This window comes from Kordiimonas aquimaris, from assembly GCF_025574485.1.
Classification (GTDB): Bacteria; Pseudomonadota; Alphaproteobacteria; order Sphingomonadales; family Kordiimonadaceae; genus Kordiimonas; species Kordiimonas aquimaris.
The window spans coordinates 1-1,449 of sequence record NZ_JAOBPO010000022.1 but is presented as its reverse complement, the minus strand read 5'-3'; the positions used below and the strand labels follow the sequence as shown (position 1 = coordinate 1,449).

General features: G+C 43.0%; 1 protein-coding gene. It reads right to left on the bottom strand.

Annotated features, from left to right (window positions below; all coding sequences use genetic code 11):
* Positions 1 to 1,449: condensation domain-containing protein (locus tag OEU88_RS17580; protein WP_262696516.1), on the bottom strand; the 1,449-nt coding region annotated here is incomplete at both ends.

Below are 1,449 nucleotides of genomic sequence, written 5' to 3'. Positions count from 1 at the left end.
TTATACGACCAACTTAACCCGACCGTACCGTTGTCCTCGTAAGCCTGCAATTCAAGATCAACACCTGTTTTTCCAAAGCCTTTTATCGCTTCTTCTTCAATATTTACCAAAACACTATCGGATATATCGTCAGATCCGATATGCGATACTCTTTGCTCGTTATTATTAAATACAAAAACAATTTGAAATAACGAGTTATAATTCAAGTTGCGCTCTGGCTTAAGGTCATCAACAAGCATCTCAAACGGGACATGCTGGTGTTCATAAGCATCCAAAATATGCTGACGATTTATACTCAATAAATCTATGAACTTAGGGTCACCTGATAAATCACTACGTAATACTAGATTATTAATGAAGAACCCGATCAAAGGCTCAATAGAAGCATGTGAGCGACCCGCGATCGGCGAACCAACAACAATATCATCGACACCGCTATAACGACCTAAAAGAACCGAGAACGCAGTTTGCAAAAACATGAACAATGTCACATCGTGATCTTGGCAAAAAGCCAAAACCTCACCAGACAAATCATTATCTAAGTCATGTTGATGATAACGTCCGTTAAAACTCTGGTGCTGAGGGCGAGGACAATCAAGAGGCAAGCTATGAACGGTTGGCAATCCAGTAAGACGCTCACGCCAATAATCCAGTTGACGTTCAAGTAAATCCCCAGACAACCATGATCTCTGCCATAACGCATAATCCGCATATTGAACTTCAAGCGGCTCTAACGGATTGGCCTTCCCACATGAAAAAGCCTCATACAACAGTTTTAATTCTGTTGCTAACACACCCATAGACCAGCCATCAGACGCTATATGATGCATATTAAAGAGTACAATGTGGTCATCTTCAGAAAGGACGATTAACCCAAAACTAACTGGCAACTCGGTACTAAGGTCAAAAACATAATCTCCATGCGCCTCGATTAAGCGCCGCATCTCTTCTCTCTGGTCGCCTTCGCTAGACTTTCTAAGGTCGTGTATCTCAAGGGGTAATGAAAACTCATCACGAATATCTTGATAACCAATGCCACCATCTTCAATGAAAACAGTACGAAGAACTTCATGGCGCTCAATAACTGCCTTAATAGCTCTTTCAAAAGCTGCTCGATGAAAACTACCGCGCAGCCGGAAAGCACCTGGCATGTTATAGTGACTACTACCACCCTCATATTGATCAATAAACCACAAGCGCTGCTGGGCGTATGACAAAGGAATTACAGATGAACGATCTGCAATCTCAATGGGAGGCAAAAGATAATCCGCCGAATGTTCAAAAAGAATAACCGACAAACCAGCAATCGTTGGGCTCTCAAAAAAAGCGCGCAGCGAAACTTCCTCTCCTAGAGAGGACCGAACCAAACTAATAAGGCGCGTCGCCAAAAGCGAATGCCCCCCAAGTTCGAAGAAGTTGTCATGCACACCTACGCGCTCTAGCTTGAGA